Annotated in this window: 11 protein-coding genes and 4 tRNA genes; 14 read left to right on the top strand and 1 reads right to left on the bottom strand. The window is 42.1% G+C overall.

The window, feature by feature from the left end; all coding sequences use genetic code 11:
- Window positions 1–22 precede the first annotated feature (22 nt).
- The 7 genes from NYP67_RS00380 to fdxA all read left to right on the top strand — a co-directional run bounded on the left by NYP67_RS00380 (window position 23) and on the right by fdxA (window position 4,191).
- Window positions 23–104: transfer RNA gene (locus NYP67_RS00380), tRNA-Tyr, on the top strand.
- A gap of 1 nt (window position 105) precedes the next feature.
- Window positions 106–177: transfer RNA gene (locus NYP67_RS00375), tRNA-Thr, on the top strand.
- 4 nt (window positions 178–181) lie between these two features.
- Window positions 182–255: transfer RNA gene (locus tag NYP67_RS00370), tRNA-Met, on the top strand.
- Window positions 256–305: 50 nt separating this feature from the next.
- Entirely contained in the window at window positions 306–476 is a 171-nt protein-coding gene (gene rpmG / locus NYP67_RS00365) for a 50S ribosomal protein L33 (RefSeq protein WP_004114322.1), read from the top strand.
- An 87-nt stretch (window positions 477–563) separates the two neighbouring features.
- Entirely contained in the window at window positions 564–1,847 is a 1,284-nt protein-coding gene (locus tag NYP67_RS00360) for an FAD-binding protein (RefSeq protein WP_415695002.1), read from the top strand.
- Window positions 1,848–2,059: 212 nt separating this feature from the next.
- Window positions 2,060–3,715, top strand: coding sequence for an APC family permease (locus tag NYP67_RS00355; RefSeq protein WP_415695003.1), 1,656 nt, complete (start codon window positions 2,060–2,062; stop codon window positions 3,713–3,715).
- Between the two features lie 155 nt (window positions 3,716–3,870).
- Window positions 3,871–4,191, top strand: coding sequence for a ferredoxin (gene fdxA / locus NYP67_RS00350; protein WP_004131685.1), 321 nt, complete (start codon window positions 3,871–3,873; stop codon window positions 4,189–4,191).
- Here the strand turns inward: fdxA and dinB are convergent.
- Entirely contained in the window at window positions 4,188–5,519 is a 1,332-nt protein-coding gene (gene dinB / locus NYP67_RS00345; RefSeq protein WP_101889559.1) for a DNA polymerase IV, read from the bottom strand. The genes fdxA and dinB overlap by 4 nt on opposite strands.
- A gap of 127 nt (window positions 5,520–5,646) precedes the next feature.
- On the opposite strand from dinB, the gene NYP67_RS00340 reads away from it, so the two are divergent.
- From NYP67_RS00340 to malQ, 7 genes are all read left to right on the top strand, one after another.
- A complete protein-coding gene (locus NYP67_RS00340; RefSeq protein WP_018627604.1) occupies window positions 5,647–6,585 on the top strand; it encodes an EamA family transporter in 939 nt (312 codons plus the stop codon).
- A gap of 118 nt (window positions 6,586–6,703) precedes the next feature.
- Window positions 6,704–6,790, top strand: a tRNA-Ser gene (locus NYP67_RS00335).
- Window positions 6,791–7,123: 333 nt separating this feature from the next.
- Entirely contained in the window at window positions 7,124–10,315 is a 3,192-nt protein-coding gene (locus NYP67_RS00330; RefSeq protein ID WP_415695005.1) for a peptidase, read from the top strand.
- Between the two features lie 229 nt (window positions 10,316–10,544).
- Entirely contained in the window at window positions 10,545–10,838 is a 294-nt protein-coding gene (locus NYP67_RS00325; protein ID WP_004131689.1) for a metal-sensitive transcriptional regulator, read from the top strand.
- A 143-nt stretch (window positions 10,839–10,981) separates the two neighbouring features.
- Window positions 10,982–11,623 (top strand): IMPACT family protein, encoded by a 642-nt coding sequence (locus NYP67_RS00320; RefSeq protein ID WP_101889562.1) that lies wholly within the window; start codon window positions 10,982–10,984, stop codon window positions 11,621–11,623.
- A gap of 123 nt (window positions 11,624–11,746) precedes the next feature.
- Complete coding sequence (locus tag NYP67_RS00315) at window positions 11,747–12,448, top strand: hypothetical protein (protein ID WP_004131691.1); 702 nt, start codon at window positions 11,747–11,749, stop codon at window positions 12,446–12,448.
- 91 nt (window positions 12,449–12,539) lie between these two features.
- The gene (malQ, locus tag NYP67_RS00310) at window positions 12,540–14,708 is read left to right on the top strand and encodes a 4-alpha-glucanotransferase (protein WP_415695059.1); all 2,169 of its coding nucleotides are present in this window, start codon (window positions 12,540–12,542) and stop codon (window positions 14,706–14,708) included.
- Window positions 14,709–14,891 lie beyond the last annotated feature (183 nt).

Raw genomic sequence — 14,891 nt, 5'->3', positions numbered from 1 at the left:
TTCTTCTCCGCGCGGTTACGTTGGCGGGTTACCAGAGCGGCCAAATGGGACTGACTGTAAATCAGTTGCTTCGTGCTTCAGTGGTTCAAATCCACTACCCGCCACGCCTCGATAGCTCAGTGGTAGAGCACTTCCTTGGTAAGGAAGAGGTCGTGAGTCCGATTCTCACTCGAGGCTCTCTGGCGGGGTAGCTCAGCTGGCTAGAGCGTACGACTCATAATCGTAAGGTCAAGAGTTCGAGTCTCTTCCTCGCTACAATGGCCAGCAGGAGTTGGTCAACATACAATATTCTAGAGGTGAACAAAATGGCAAGTAAGAGCGCAGACATCCGTCCAGGCATTACGCTTGCATGCACGGAGTGCAAGGAGCGTAATTACATCACGACGAAGAATCGTCGTAATACGCCTGATCGCCTTGAGTTGAGCAAGTTCTGCCCACGCTGCGGCAAGCACACTCTCCATCGCGAGACTCGCTAAAAGCGTGAACTTCGGCGAAGTTTTATAGCTTTATTACCCCGCGTTTTGCGGGGTTTTTTGTTATTTATTGCTGTTAGGATTAGTCGTATGAGTATGCAATCATCCTTATTGGAATCTGATAATCCAACTTTTGCAAATCTTACAACAATCGGCGTTGGAGGCTCTATTGCTCGTTTTGTAGAGCCTACTAGCAGAGTGGCTGTTATTGAAGCTGTAGAAGACGCAGATTGCGCTGGATTGCCGCTTTGTGTTATTGGCGGCGGGTCTAACATGCTTGTAAGCGACGAACCGTTTAACGGAGTTGTTGTGCGTGATGCTCGTCGTGAGATTTGCGTTTTAGATGAGGCAGCTCCTGGCATAGACGGCGTTGATAAAACTAGCGGAGATTTTTTGGTTCACGTTAGTGCAGAGGCTGGCTGCAATTGGGATGATTTTGTGTCTCACACTATTGAGCTTGGATTGCAAGGCGTAGAAGCGTTATCTGGGATTCCTGGAACTGTTGGTGCGTCTGTGGTACAAAACATTGGCGCATACGGTGCGGAAGTATCACAAAGTGTTGATTCTGTAGAAGTTTGGGATCGTAAAGACAAAACCACTTTTTATATGAATCTTGCGGATCTTAAATTTGGCTATCGCACTTCTGTTCTCAAAAAAAGCATGTATAAGGCTCCTGGTGTTGCTGCTGATTGCTTCTTCCCAACGCCTAGATACGTTGTTTTATCTGTTACTTTTTGCTTAAAGCATTCAAAAACAGGTGTTGTGGCTCATTCGCAGCTTGCTCACGCGCTTGGCGTACAAGTTGGAGATAGGATGGAAACGTCTAAGATTCGTCGCGAAGTTTTGCGCGTTAGAGCATCTAAGGGCATGCTCGAAGATGCTATGCGCTACGCAAATAAGTGGATGTGCTACGCAAAAAGCGAAAACGGTGTTGAGTCTTCTATTAGGCTTCAAAATGAAGACTATGTTTGTGGTGATTTGCAAGAGGGCGATTCCAAGTATGCGGACCGCCATAGTTGCGGAAGCTTCTTTATGAATCCGATTTTGACTAAATCTCAAGCAGATTTGCTCCCAGAAGATGCTCCGCGATTTGACGCCACTTTGCCAGATGGGTCTAAAGGAGTTAAGACTTCTGCAGCTTGGCTTATTGACCATGCTGGATTCCACAGGGGATTTAGACTTACGCAAAGCGATGGCATAAAAAGTAAAGCTGGATTATCTTCTTTACACACTTTGGCGTTGACTAATCGCAGTTGTGCAAAGTGCTCGGATATTGTTGATTTGGCGCGCAAAATCATAGATGGTGTTTACGATTCGTTTGGTGTAAAACTTGTTCCAGAGCCTGTTTTAATCGGCGTTAGTGCGGATTGTTAGGACAATTGTTAACACAAATTTAGCATAATTTAACATAATAAATTGCGATTTGTGTTGTGATTTTCCGCTAGACAAAGTACTATGCTCTTTTAATATCGTAAAAATTATTGTTTGATGACGATTAATGCGAGTTGAACCGTATTTTTTGCGATTTATAACATATATACCCTTATATGGAATGTTTTAGACGTAGTTTTAGAGAAGGTTGGATTATGCAAATATGGAGAAAAAAGTCTGTTGAACAGACTATTGCAGAAACAATGGATGGTGATCGCCATCTTAAGCGTACATTAAATGCTTGGGATTTGGCAGTTATGGGCGTAGCTGTTGCTGTTGGCGCTGGAATCTTCTCCGTTGGCGCTCAAGCAGCAGCATTCCACGCAGGTCCTGCAGTGATTATTAGCTTTATTATTGCTGGAATCGTTTGCGGAACGGCTGCAATGTGCTACGCGGAGTTTGCTTCGATGATTCCTGTTGCAGGATCTGCATACACCTTTACGTATACAACAGTCGGCGAGCTTGTTGCTTGGATTATTGGCTGGGATATGATTCTGGAAATGCTTATGGCAGGATCTGTTATAGCCAAATATTGGGGCGTTTATCTTAACGATTTAATGCACTTGTTTGGTCTTAACGTATCTACTTCGGTAAATATTGGCGGTTTTACTTTTGATCTTGCTCCAGTAGTTATTGTTGCGTTCTTTACGATTATGCTTGTTGTTGGAACAAAGCTTTCTGCTCGTTTTGACGGTGCTTTAACAATCTTGAAGATTGGTATTGTTCTGTTTGTTGTTGTTGTTGGATTCTTCTACATTAAGGCGTCTAACTTCACTCCATTTGTTCCACCTGCAACAGACGTTGCTAGCGTTAAGGGTATTCACGTTTCTGGCACTATGAGCCAGCCGCTCTGGCAGTGGATTACTGGCATGCAGCCAGCTGTTTACGGCGTTACGGGTATTCTTTCTGGCGCAGCACTTGTATTCTTTGCATTCATTGGATTCGACGTTGTTGCAACTACGGCAGAAGAAACTAAAGACCCACACAAGAACATTCCTAGGGGCATTGGTCTTGGTCTTTTGATTGTGACTGTTCTTTACATTCTTGTTGCTGTTGTTACAACTGGTATGGTCTCTTACAAGGATTTGGCTAAGCAAGAGGCTCCTTCGCTTTCTACTAGCTTTGAGCTTGTAGGTGCAACTTGGGCTGCTAAGATTATTTCTCTTGGCATTGTAATCGGCTTAACAACTGTTGTTATGGTTCTTCTTTTGGGCCTTACGCGTATTGTGTTTGCTGTTAGCCGAGATGGTTTGCTTCCACGCAGCTTCTCTAAGGTTAGCAAGCGCGGAATCCCTGCACGTATTCAGATTGTTTCTGGCGTTGTAGTTGCTATAATCGCTTCTACATTAGATATTGGAATTCTTTCCGATATGGTGAATATTGGTACGCTTTCTGCGTTCTTGCTTGTTTCGGCAGGCGTTCCTATTATGCGTATGCGTAGACCTGATTTGCATCGATCATTTATGGTTCCATGGAATCCAGTTCTACCTATTTTCGCCGCGCTTTCTACGTTCTGGCTTATGCTAAACCTTTCTGTGCTTACATGGATTCGTTTTGCAATCTGGCTTGCAATCGGTTTTATTGTGTACTTTGGCTATTCTTACCGCAATTCTTTGCTTGGAAGGCAACTTCGTAAAGCTAAGAAGCTTGGTGTTCCAGTAGAAACCTTGTTTGCGCAAGATGCTGCTGCTGCAGAAAAAGTTGCGGAAGGCGAGTCGGAAGATCAAGCGCGAGCTGAGGCAGCTCAAGAGGTGGCTCAAGAGGTGGCTCAAGAGGTGGCTGTTGGGTCTGCTCAAGAGGATGCTCAATAGGCTTTTGCTTTTAGACGTTGATTTTTTGAGATGTTGATTTAATTGCGTTGAGTCGGTATGCGATTACGTATGCCGACTCAACGCGTTTTGCACTCGTAATGTGAACTATAATGGAAGAGTTAGTTTATTTTTGAGTGTGAAAGGGGGCGTTTGTTATGCCTTACGTTATTGCAGAACCGTGCGTTGACGTTAAAGATAAAGCGTGTGTTGACGAGTGCCCTGTTGATTGCATTTACGAAGGCGATCGTACGCTTTACATAAACCCTAACGAATGCGTTGATTGCGGTGCATGCGAGCCTGCATGCCCAGTAGAAGCCATCTTTTACGAAGACGATGTTCCAGAAGAGTGGGAATGGTATAAAGACGCTGCTGTGGAATACTTTAACAAACTTGGCGATTTAGGCGGAGCGCAAGAAGCTGGCCCATCTGGCTGGGATGAAGATCGCGTAGCTGCTCTTCCTAAAAAAGATGCTTAAATGCCCATTTGAGCAGCATCTTTACCATACTTTTTTCTTACTGCATCTAATACGTGTTCTGCGTGACTTATTCTTGCATGCGTATTTTTTATTGCGTTTTGCGCAATTTCTGTTGAATTTTTACGCATACCACTTATGGTGTTTTCTCTTTCGTTCTCTTCTAAGATGTCGCTAATCGTAGGCTGAACAAGCGCTTTGCTTTTATCTACAAGATTGCTTACGCTAATGCCAGCAAGCCTAACGGAGCTTAGTAAACAAACATGACTTCCGCCTAATTTGTGGTCATGAACCGTTGGATTTACTGATTCTAGTAAATCGCAAGCGTGCTTATAAATCTCTGTAGCGCAATCGGTTACATTCCTTAATGTTTTGCATCTTGTTGCATAGTGCAAATCGCTGAATCGCAATTTTAACGTTACTGTTTTTGCCATTGTGTTGCGATTGCGTAATTCTTGTGCCACTTCGTTGCAGCAGTGCCTGATCAGGTTTTTCACTGCTGCAATATCCGTGGTGTCTTTATCAAGAGTGCTTTCTGTTCCAATGGATTTTTCTGGAACGTGGGGCGTTACTTGCCGTGTGTCAATTCCGCGCGAAGTGTTATAAAGCATTCGCGCAAGAACTTTAGACCCAGCAACTCGTTCCAAAGTCTTCTCATCTACACCTCTAAGCATCTCAATGCTGTTTATTCCCCACGTAGCTAGTTTTTTAGCAAGCGCAGGTCCAATTCCTGGTATTGCTCGTAATGGCATTATTGAAACAAAGTCGGCATTGCGATTTTGGGGGATAATCAACATTCCATTTGGCTTTGCGTTCGTTGACGCCATTTTTGCGATCAGCTTATTTGATGCAATCCCCACAGAGCAAGTGATGTGAAACTTGCGCGCGACTTCGCTTCTTATCCACTCGCCTATGGCGATGGGCGTTTTCCAGCGCAACAACGCTGAGCTAACGTCCATGTAACACTCGTCTACAGAAACCTGCTCAACTTTATCTGTGATCTTTGAAAAGACCTCCTTAAAAATCCTAGATGAAATGGAAACGTAATATGGCATATCTACCGGCAGGAAAATGCCATTAGGGCACAAGCTTCGTGCTCGCGCTGTAGGCATAGCTGAATTCACGCCATACTTACGTGCTTCGTAGCTGGCTGCCGAAACTACGGAGCGCGAGCCTGTACCAATAATCACAGGTTTGCCAAGTAACCTAGGATTACGCGCCGCCTCGAGTGATGCATAAAATGCATCCATATCGATATGAAGTATTGTGCAGCCAGACGCATTGCGCCCCCAATCGCGTTTAGCTGCATTAACTCGCGGTGCTGTGCTCATGAATTTATAGTAGAACAAACGTTCGATTTTGTGCAATAGCGTGTCGCAATAAGTTTACGAAAAATAAGTGTAAAATACGCAAAATAACTACTGGCAAATATAACTACTGCCGTGTAGGGTATGCTTTATGAAACAAATCATAGTAAACGCGCTAAATCGCATGCCTGTTTTGCTAATCGTTGTTGTAGAAGCTGCAACGGTCTATCTAGCAACGTCTATAGCAAAGGTCGCGTTTAGCCAGCTCGATCCGCTTTATTCTGTGTGGTATCGCGTTGGGTTTATGTCTTTGTTTTTGCTTGCTTGGAGAAGGCCTTTTTCGCGTAAAAAGCGCGCTCGCAACTCTCTTCCTAAAACGTTAAAAGAATGGGCAATTGTTGTTGCTGTAGGCATTTCTGTTGTTCTTATGAACACAATGTTTTATTTAGCTATTAGTTGCATGGCTGTGGGGGTGGCTGTAACTATTGAGTTTGTAGGGCCTTTAATGGTTGCTGTTATAACGGGTAAAACATGGCGTGAGCGCGTTGGTATTGTTATTGCGGCTTGCGGAATTGTGCTTCTTGCAAGTGCATCGATGGGCTCTAACGAAAGCCCGCATTTTCTTGTTGGATTAGTGGCGATTCTTATTGGCGGATCAATGTGGGGAATGTACATTGTCTCTGGGCGCATGCTTGCAAGAGGGTCTAATGCAATTGACCGAGTTAGTATAGCTATTTTAATTGGTTGGCTTTTGCAATCGAGTGTTCTTGGAATCCCTGCAATTTTGCATGTTGTGCATCCTAAATCGAGTGCAACTTGGGCTGCTCAGCCTTATGGATCTTTGAAACTTCTTGGATTAATGGTTGTTATTGCGATTTGCGCGTCTTTTATTCCAACTCTTTTAGACCAGGTTTTGCTAAAGCGTGTATCTTCGGCAAGATATTCAGTTATGCAAGCGCTTTACCCTGCGATTGCGGCGCTTGTTGGCATGGGATTTGGTGAAATGCCAACGTTGATTGATGTTTGCGGAATGGCTTTAGTTATGTTGGCTGTTGTGATTACATTTTCGGGAGATCACAATCCCGCATAAATACTGTTGCGCGTTATATAAGCTTCTTTTGTGCGTTTGGTGTGTCGCTTAAGCATTGTGCACGTCCTCAAGAGGTGATATAGTTTGAACCTGTTGCTATCTTGAATAGTTACAAAGTGGAGTCATGCCTGAGTGGCCGATAGGGGCACCCTGCTAAGGTGTTAGTCGCGTAAGCGGCTCGAGAGTTCGAATCTCTCTGACTCCGCGGTTTAGCTCTAAATCGTTGAAAAATCAGCGGTTTAGAGCTTTTTGTTTTGATTTTTGGCCTATAACCCATAATCCGATTCACTGTATTCCCTGTATTCCCACTTAATCGTTGCAAATCGCCAGCAGCCGCCGTAATTGTGTGTAATTGTGCACAATTGTGTATAACAATGTGGATAACTACCCTCTAAAATAGCCTTTAACCACATTGAAAGTTTTTTATTTACAGATTGAAATTCCTAAATCATAGTTAGAGCATGAGCGAATTTTTCGTTCATCGTGGCTAGCAAAAACGTTTGTCACGTTAGAGAAAACAACGTTTTAAGGAGTTGATATGGGAAAACATGGATGTAAAGGGATTCCAATCTTTTTACGCAATAAGCGCACGCGAATGTTCTCTTTACTGACAGCGTTGCTGGCGACTATTGCAATTGTTGTTGGTAATGGCGCAATAAATGCTGCTTCTGCGGATATTTTTGCTCAATACTATACGTATAGTGATGCCTGTTCAAAAGTGAGTCCGAGCAGAAAAATTGTAAAAAAAGATGATGATGGTAATTACGTATTTTGCATTAATACGGGATCAACTGTAAAAGCTGATTCCGATTGGAGAGATATTCCGCTTGATGTTAACAATATTAATGAAATCACAGCAAGAATAGCTAAGTCTGCTATTGAAAATGATTTTACATCCCGAATGGAGGCTGCAGCATATTTAATTCATGAACATTATGATGAAGATAAACGCGGGTGGGAAGAAGCGAAGCGTAGGGGATTTGATGGTGCGTCTAACTTAAAGGAAGATGCAGAAAAACTATGGAACGAAGTAACCCAAAAAACGCCTAAGTGTATGGGATTCAAAATACTTGACCCTTATGCTACCTACTATGCAAGGAGTGGAAGGGTAGTTATTGATACACAGGGTGTTGATGAAAGAAATGTTACATATGACAGCGAAAATACAAAATTTAAAGTTACTGCAGTAGGCGATAAGTTGCGTTTTATAAAAGATAAGAAACAGGTTAAAGAGGTTAAAGATCACATTGGATCTTATAGTACGTTGTATGGAATTGATTGGGTTGCAACAGGAGAAGGTGAAGCAGAAATTAAGGGTGAATACTACATTCCATATTTGCAAAGAAAAGATATAGGGAATGGAGCAGCTTTAATACGAGTAGCAAAAGATGAAAAAGTCAAAGAATTTACAAATGTATTAACAGAGAGAGCGCACAGAAAGTTCCAGCCCTCGCTTTCTTCTAAGTCGACTGTAAAAGAGTTGAAAGTAGGCGATTCTGTAGAAGATACTGTTACTTCGTCGCTAAAGAATCCTACTGAAGGTGAGTGGGTAAGTGGTAAAGACGTTCGTGCTCGCGGATACTACTTTGTTGGTTCTTATAACGATATTATGAAAAAACGCGAAAATAAAAAAGACAAAGTAGAAGAGTATATAAAGGAACTACGAGAAGATAAGAATATTCGTCAAGTTGCTGCAGCTGATGTTTATTTTTCGGGAGAAAATCAAGAGGTTAAGGCGGTTGCGCACGAAGCAAAAGGTGACTTATCTAAAGATGAACTTGCTAGCGCAAAAGTTTATAAAGTGAACAAAGACGATGCAGGATTATTTGGAACGTGGGTTTGGTTTATTGATCCCGGAAATCAAAAAGACGACGTTCGAGAGTTTATTCCAGGAAAGTTTGTTGAAGAATTTGGAAACGTAAATTCAACAGTTTCGCATAAGGCAAAAATATCGATTGAACATGTTAAGAATCTAAAAAACAAAGATACAAATGACGTTTCGGATGCGATAGTTGTTAGTGGTGTTCCAAAAGACTACGGAAAATTTGATGGAAATACCGATTATGGGTTTAGTAAAGATGCAAAGATGAACATTCGTCTTTGGTGGGTTGGAAACAAAGATGGTTCAATGAGCAACGAAAATATGGTAAAGCTTGTTTCCAGCTCTGTAGAAGAGCCTAAAGAAGACGAAAATCATAAGAAAATAGATTCATGGGATGTTCCATTGCGTAATGGAACTTACACGCTTGGGAACGGCAAGATAATTCTTACTCATAACGAGTCTAATGGCAAAGAAGCTGGCAAAGAATCTGGCAAAGATAGCGATAGTGAAGATAACAAGGGCAGTGAAGATAACAAAGAGAACAGAAGTGCTGAGAATAAAAAAGAAAAGTTTGAAAAAGTTGGAGATATGATCGATCTTTTAGACGGCAATACGGCTAAAAGTGGAATGTATGTTTTTGTTTATGAATTCCCAGGTTCTTCTAGAGCGCAAGAGTTTAAGACGTCGTTTAATAACGAAGATAGTAGAAGCTTCTTTGATAGAAATAAGCCTGTTACTGTGACTGTTAATAAGGCGGAGAATGCTGGTGCGAAGGGTGAGCCTGGTAAGGGTGAGCCTGGAAAAGAGCAGTCTGGTAATGCGAATCCTGTGAAGAGTGAGCCTGGTGTGCAAAAGCCTGGTGGTTCTAGTGAAGATCCTGGTAAGCAAGATCCTGGTAAGCAGGATAATCCTGGAGGTTCTAGCGAAAAGCCTAGTAAACAAGATCCAGATAAGAGCGAGCCTGCTGGTAGTGGAAATGTTACGGGTAGTGAAGTTGATCCAAAGACGTCTTCTAGTGGTGGCGTTGTAGATAATATTATTTCAAAGCAGAATCCTCAGAATCCTCAGAATCCTCAGAATCCTCAGAGTCCTCAGAGTCCTCAGAATCCGCAAGGTTCTGGTGTGCAAGCTGGCAATAATACTCAGTCTGGTAGCACACAGGGTTCTGGGAAAAACGATCCTGGTAAACAACAGCAGCCTGGTAATGTGAATCCTGGTAAAGAGCAGCCTGGTGGTTCTAGCGAAAAGCCTGGCGGTACGCAAGGTTCTAGTGCGCAAAATGAAGTTGCTGGCACACAGTCTGGCAGCACGCAAGTTGGCAACAATGCGCAATCTGGTGTAAACGCTGGAGTGAATAATAATACGCTCGGTGCGCAAGTAGATGCTGGAACCAATAATACGGTTCATCAAAATGCAGATGCGGCTGGCGAGAGTAATGCTAAGAGTAATGCTAATAACGATAAAATTAATGAAAAAAACAATAAAAAAGATGATCAAAGTAATGTTAAAACGGATTCTCAGCATAAATCTGAGCATGTTGCAACCAAGGAAGATAGCAAGGAAGGTAAATATACAGCTACTAAATCAGGTACTATTCAGAGAGGTGATTCTAAGAAGGTTGATACTTACCAAAGTGCTACTCAGCAGGGAGATTCTAAACAGGGAGATTCTCAGTATGGAGGTAATCAACAAGTAAGCGACTCTAATGTAGAGCAGAATTCGCAGTCAAATAATCAATATGCAAGTGGAACAAAGAATTCAAAACGACGCCATGCTCGTCTAGGTGCTAATGTTGGGCATCTAGTAACAACTGGCGTAAAAGTTGAAACAACATTAATGTTCTCTCTGGCTATATTGCTTATTGCAGGATCTGTGATTTTGGCAAAACGCGTAAGTTACATTGCATAAAATCTCTCATAAAATATTTGATTCATATGTGCATAAATTTGTAAAACATGTATGTTGAGATATATTAATTGGGATATATTTAAAACAGATAAGAATAGTTGCGTTGTATAATATGCATAATTTATTCTATAAACATAGCTTTTTGGCGCTTATAGTTTTGCGTACTATACAACGCACAATTATTATGTAAATAGTATATAAAAGCACTGTTTTCAAATGAGGTTTTTTTATGAGTGACTACAACATAGATAAAGAAAAGATGTTGGTTCGCTTGCATAGAGTATGTGGGCAAGTTCACGCTGTTGAAAATATGGTTGAAAAAGGGGAAGACTACAACAACATTCTTATGCAACTTTCTGCATCTACGGCAGCTCTTAGGGCAGTTGCGCTTATAGTTGCTCATCAAGAAATATCAAAGGCATTAGAAGAAGCGCAAGACGCTGGAAATAAAAAGGTTACAGATAAGAAAGTTGCAGAGCTTGTAGACGTTGTAGATCACTTAATGCGTTACGATAAGTCGTGATTTGTGATTTGTGATTTGTGATTTGTGATTTGTAATTCTAGCGGTTGCATATAATCTTTTGTAGCTTTAAGACTGTTTGAATTGAAAACGATTTGAATATTGAATATTGAATATCGAATGTCGAATAATATTGAATATCGAATATGAAGAATATGCGAACCGTAACTGATTTATGTGAGAATCCTGCGCACTTTGCTTTTGTGGAAAAGAAGTCAGAGTTTATTTCGGACGCGTGCCACATTTCTAGTGCTGAAGAAGCGCTTGAGTTTGTAGAGTCAATTAGGATGATTCACCCCAAAGCAAGGCACGTTGCGTACGCTGCGATTTACGCAGATAAAAATGGCAGATTGTGCGAGCGTATGAGCGATGACGGCGAGCCATCTGGAACTGCAGGCAAACCAATTTTAGATGTTATTAGGTTTTCTAATGTTGTAGACGCAGTTGTAACAGTTACGCGTTATTTTGGTGGGATTTTGCTTGGCTCTGGTGGATTAATACGAGCGTATTCTGCTGCGGCTGCAGGTGCTATAAAGTCTAGTAAAATAGCGGATATTGTAGAGTGCAATTGTTTTTCTTGCAAAGTTGAGTACTCGCATTTAAGAATGTTTAAGCATTTATTATTAAAAAACAATGCGGAAGTTATAAGTGAAGAATACGGCGTTTCTATTGAATTAAAAGTATGCGTGCCGTGTAAAGAGTCAGATAGATTTCTTGAAGCAGTAAAAAATACGTTTTCTGGAGTAATAATTCCAGATTTTTGCGGTGTTTGCACTAGAATTTGCTGATTTTTATTTTTAGTGATTTTTTAGTAAGTTGTGTGTGATTTTTAGTGACTCTTGTGTTTTAAGATTTGTGTTGCAAAGCTGATAGATTAGATAAGTGACTAAGCAAAGGTTGGTGAGTCTCTTATGAATGATGCGCAAAAGCTTAATGGCGTTGAGAAAAACGAAGATTTAGGCAATAGTGCAAGCCATGATTTATCTAATGAGTCTAATGAATCTAATAATTCCAATGCTTCATACGAGCCATTAACCGCTGTTTACGAGCATTTAAGGCATTCCAGTGATTCTAAAGAATTGCATGAATTTGCTATAAAAGAGTTGCCAGATAGGTCGGATCAGGCAGGATTTTCTAGAGCGACTGCACTTTTGGAAGCTGTAGCAGGCAATTCAAATACTCCAGAAGAAGATCGCGTTCGATTAGCAACAGTAATGCCATTCCCGAATATCTTGGTTAAACTTTCTCAAGACGAATCAAGTAATGTTCGTTTAGCTGTTGCAAAGAACGAAAATGCTAAGAATTGGCTAGTTGGAAGGCTTACTAAAGATTCTTGCGCGCAAGTTAGAGATGCTGCTTTGTGTAATCCGCGAACATCTTGGAAAATGCGATTAGAAGGCGCGCAGACAAATGGTGTTAGCGCAAAAACGTTGGATTATCTAGCTTCTCTTGGTGCAAGCGAAGAAAGTAACGATTCGCCTGTGCTCTCTGCAATGGTAAGAAGAGCAGTGGCGCTTAATCCAGGTGTGTCGCAGCCAACTTTGATTGCTTTGTCTAAAGATAAGGACTCGGATGTATCGCTTGCTGCGTCAGAAGTCTTAAATAAGTCTTAAATATAAAAATAAGTCTTGAGTATAAAAGTAAAATGAATAATAATTGCATACGTTTGCATTAAAACCCCACAAATAGACTACGATGGAAACTATGAACACTAAAAATGAAGAAACAGTGCAACCAACAAGTCCGTTAAGGCGATTGGCTGAACTAATGGGCGTTCGTTCCAAATTCGTTGGATCGGATGGCGTAGAGCATCAAATCGCCGATAGCGTGCTTGTAAAAGTATTGCAATCACTATGCGTAGAAGCTCAAAACGATAAACAAATCGAAGAAGCAACTCAAAAAATCCTTAATGAGCGTCACACTCGCTTAGTTGCTCCAACAGTTTTGCACACTGTTGGTAAAGAAAGCGAAGTAAGCGTAAACACTGGGATTTTGGAGTATCCTACAGCAACACTTATTTTGGAAGATGGCAGTGAATACAAGGGTGATTTGCAAATTTCTCCTTCTAAAAACGATGTTGCAATTCCCGTAGACGGAAAGTTTGTAGCAACGTCTTTGCTTAAGATTCCTGCAGACGTTCCAATGGGCTATCATACTTTGCGCGTTAGTGTTGCCGACCGCGTAGAAGAGGCCACTCTTATTAGCGCGCCAGAAAGCATTGATACTATTGAGAAACTAGAAAAAGATGGCAAGCAAATTTGGGGTTGGATGGCTCAGCTTTATTCAATCCGCTCCTCTAAGTCTTGGGGAGTTGGCGATTATGCAGATCTGGCGGATTTGCTTGTTAAAGCTAAAGAAAAGTCGGGAGCGGACTTTGTTCTTATAAATCCGCTTCATGCTGGAGAGCCAGTTGCTCCGTTAACGCCTTCGCCATATTTGCCTGTTGCTAGGTCTATGGTAAACGTCACTTATATTCGCCCAGAAAGCATTCCAGAATATAATCTTCTTAGCGAGCAAGATCGCAAAAGCGTTGACGATTTGCATAATCAAGTAGAGCCGCTTAATAATGATGTGCAAATTATTGATCGAGACGCAATGTGGCGCGTAAAAATGCACGCTTTGTGGATTATTTTTAAGTCGGGCATGTCAGATAAGCGCGCGCAAAAGTTTGAAGCATTTAAGAAAGATATGGGAGACACGCTTGAATCCTACGCAACTTGGTGCCTTTGCTACGACAAGTGGGGTGCGCCTAATGGCGATGACTGCTGGGAGAAGCATCTTACTAAAGATTCCGATGAGATTAGCGCTTTAGCAAAGCAATTCCCAGACACGCTAGAGTTTTATCGTTGGCTTGAGTGGGTTGCGTTCGGCCAGTTGCACGACGCGCAAATGGCAGCTAAAAAAGCAGGAATGCGCATTGGAATTATGTCGGATATGGCTGTTGGCGTGCATCCTGCAGGCTCCGAAGTTTGGTGGAATCCAGAGCGATTCGCCAATGGCGCTTGCGTTGGTGCGCCTCCTGATTATTTCAATCAGCAAGGTCAAAACTGGTCTCAGCCTCCGCTTAATCCATTTGAGCTTGAGCGCACAGGTTTTAAGACATACAGAGATATGGTTCATGGCATGTTTGCTTCCGCTGGAGCTGTGCGAATTGACCATATTCTTGGGCTTTTCCGACTTTGGTGGATTCCAGAAGGATCTACTCCAGGAGACGGAGCTTACGTTTACTACGATGCAAACATTATGCTTGGCATTCTTGCTATTGAAGCCACGCGCGCAAATGGCGTTGTAGTTGGAGAAGACCTTGGCGTTGTGCCAGCTGAAGCTCTAGAAGTTTTGGCTAAGAATAAGGTTCTTGGATGCACGGTTGAGTGGTTTGAACAGAGAGATGGCGCGTTCCGCGAGCCTAAGAAGTGGCGCGAAATGACGCTTGCTTCTGTAAACACTCACGATTTGCCACCTGCTGCAGGGTACTTAAACTACGAGCACGTTAATATTCGCGAGCGTTTGAATCTTCTTTCTGGATCTGTAGAAGAGTTCCGCGCTGATGCTGTTAAAGAGCATAACGCAATGCTTAAGATGCTTGTTTCTGGCGGATTCTTAAGCGAAAGTGCGTTAGAAGACGAGTCGCAGCATGAGCAAGAGATTGTAGAAGCATTGTATAAAGCGCTTAAAGCTGCGCCTTCTAAGTTGCTTGCTGCGTCGATTGTTGACGCCACTGGCGAGCGTAGAGCACAAAATCAGCCTGGAACTAACGACGAATATCCAAATTGGCGTATTCCTTTGGCAGATGCCGATTGCAATCCCGTTCTTTTGGATGATTTGTTTGACTTGCCTAGAGTTAAGTCTTTAGCGCAAATCATGAATAAATAGAGGTATATGCGTGATTAATTGCGGGCTGCAGCGTTTGTTTTTGACTTGCGAGCGTTGTAGTCCGCATTTGCATAACGTTGTAGTATGCGTTGTAGTCCGCGTTGTATGTAAAATAGAAGTTTGCAAATAGTCGTCATGTGGCGATATACTTGCAGATTGTTGTGTTTCCCTAAGGGGTCCTTC

This window comes from Gardnerella sp. c23Ub_4, from assembly GCF_055804115.1.
Note: the sequence above shows the minus strand (reverse complement) of the source record. Positions and strands in the feature narration are given on the sequence as shown.

Coding starts and splice junctions, on each gene's coding strand:
- rpmG (WP_004114322.1), top strand. CDS start 306: ATGGCAAGTAAGAGCGCAGACATCCGTCCAGGCATTACGCTTGCATGC.
- NYP67_RS00360 (WP_415695002.1), top strand. CDS start 564: ATGAGTATGCAATCATCCTTATTGGAATCTGATAATCCAACTTTTGCA.
- NYP67_RS00355 (WP_415695003.1), top strand. CDS start 2,060: ATGCAAATATGGAGAAAAAAGTCTGTTGAACAGACTATTGCAGAAACA.
- fdxA (WP_004131685.1), top strand. CDS start 3,871: ATGCCTTACGTTATTGCAGAACCGTGCGTTGACGTTAAAGATAAAGCG.
- dinB (WP_101889559.1), bottom strand. CDS start 5,519: ATGAGCACAGCACCGCGAGTTAATGCAGCTAAACGCGATTGGGGGCGC.
- NYP67_RS00340 (WP_018627604.1), top strand. CDS start 5,647: ATGAAACAAATCATAGTAAACGCGCTAAATCGCATGCCTGTTTTGCTA.
- NYP67_RS00330 (WP_415695005.1), top strand. CDS start 7,124: ATGGGAAAACATGGATGTAAAGGGATTCCAATCTTTTTACGCAATAAG.
- NYP67_RS00325 (WP_004131689.1), top strand. CDS start 10,545: ATGAGTGACTACAACATAGATAAAGAAAAGATGTTGGTTCGCTTGCAT.
- NYP67_RS00320 (WP_101889562.1), top strand. CDS start 10,982: ATGAAGAATATGCGAACCGTAACTGATTTATGTGAGAATCCTGCGCAC.
- NYP67_RS00315 (WP_004131691.1), top strand. CDS start 11,747: ATGAATGATGCGCAAAAGCTTAATGGCGTTGAGAAAAACGAAGATTTA.
- malQ (WP_415695059.1), top strand. CDS start 12,540: ATGAACACTAAAAATGAAGAAACAGTGCAACCAACAAGTCCGTTAAGG.